The 1,242-nt window shown below is 52.0% G+C and carries 3 protein-coding genes; 2 read left to right on the forward strand and 1 reads right to left on the reverse strand.

What is annotated here, in order from left to right; translation table 11 throughout:
- A partial coding sequence (locus KDK15_RS13085; protein WP_257295828.1) for a hypothetical protein occupies nucleotides 1–238 on the reverse strand: 238 nt, incomplete at its 3' end.
- Nucleotides 239–465: 227 nt separating this feature from the next.
- On the opposite strand from KDK15_RS13085, the gene KDK15_RS13090 reads away from it, so the two are divergent.
- On the forward strand, nucleotides 466–756 hold the full coding sequence (locus tag KDK15_RS13090; RefSeq protein WP_257295829.1) for a hypothetical protein: 291 nt from the start codon (nucleotides 466–468) through the stop codon (nucleotides 754–756).
- Nucleotides 757–839: 83 nt separating this feature from the next.
- On the forward strand, nucleotides 840–1,242 hold a 403-nt coding region (locus KDK15_RS13095), incomplete at its 3' end, for a hypothetical protein (protein ID WP_257295830.1).

Here is a 1,242-nt window from a genome sequence, read left to right on the forward strand (position 1 = left end):
TTCGAATGCTGTGCAGGCGGTGTCCGGCGTATAGAAGGCATGACTCTGTACTGGGTTTTCCCATAGAGCTGCGGGAACCAGTCGTGCGGATGTTAAGGAAGACTCCCAAGTAGCCGACCCACAAGGGCTTGAGTACCGATGCTGCGCACTGGGTCGGAGCCGTTCGTAGTAGTGTTGAAGCTTCTGTAATGGGAGTGGGGCGAAGGGGCGGCGTCAGGTGGCTTTTAGCAAGACTCACCCGACTTAAAGGATCTTGACTGGATGCTAAAACGTTGTCTGGATGCCCGCGAGGGACTGGCGGGGAAGTTCCGCCGGCCTACTCACCAGATCAAGAATCAAGACTTGACCCCAGTTTTTTTTATGCCAGTTTTTTCCCATCTTAACTTCGACGAACTTTCTTGGTTATGTACCTTTGTTCGGTTAATTCCCTGATCAGTTTTGTCACCTTATCCCGGCCACAATTCGGTGCCTGATCCTGTAACCATTTTTTATGGATTTCCCCATCTGGCGGCAACGATAGAATCATGGCCAGCGAACTGGCCATCGCCAATAGTATCAGCCGGGCAAGCCTGGCTCCAATCCCCGCAGCCCCCGGAATATCAGGAATTGTTTGTTGAGTTGCCGATACTGCGGGCTGTTCGCAAGGGGCAGCGTGACTTTATCGCCCGGGTGTGGTTATCGAACCCGGCAATAGGATTGGAACTTTCCGCTTTTCTATGGTCTATCTACCTCATATTAATCCGTTTTTTTACCTGAACTCGATGATAAGTCCAGTTTCTGCCGCCTGCACCTCTGAATTGATGAATGATTCAGAGGATTGTCCGATTTGCCTGGAGGGGATGTTCAAGCACTCCAAAGTCCTGCTGACGAACTGTCATCATCGTTATCACGAGCCGTGTATTACCCGATGGCTGCAAACGAAAGATATTGGTCAGCGAACCTGTGCCGTGTGCCGCGGCATTGCTGTACCACTGGTTCGTGAAAATTCATCTTTATTCAATGATGATAAAGAGACCAATCCGTTTGTTGAGTCGCCGATACTGCGGGCTGTTCGCAATGGGCAGCGTGACTTTATCGCCCAGGTGTTGTTATCGAACCCGGCAATAGTTGACCAGCGTTTTCTGAGTAGCATTAGTGGCAATAAAGTGACTTTGTTGTCCATCGCCGCCCAGAAAGGCCACCGGGGACTGGCTGCTGACCTGCTGGCCGCCGGGGCCCGGGTCGATGCACCGTGCGAGGACG

Origin of the sequence: Endozoicomonas sp. YOMI1, assembly GCF_024606345.1 — a bacterium.
In the GTDB taxonomy this organism is placed as follows: Bacteria; Pseudomonadota; Gammaproteobacteria; order Pseudomonadales; family Endozoicomonadaceae; genus Endozoicomonas.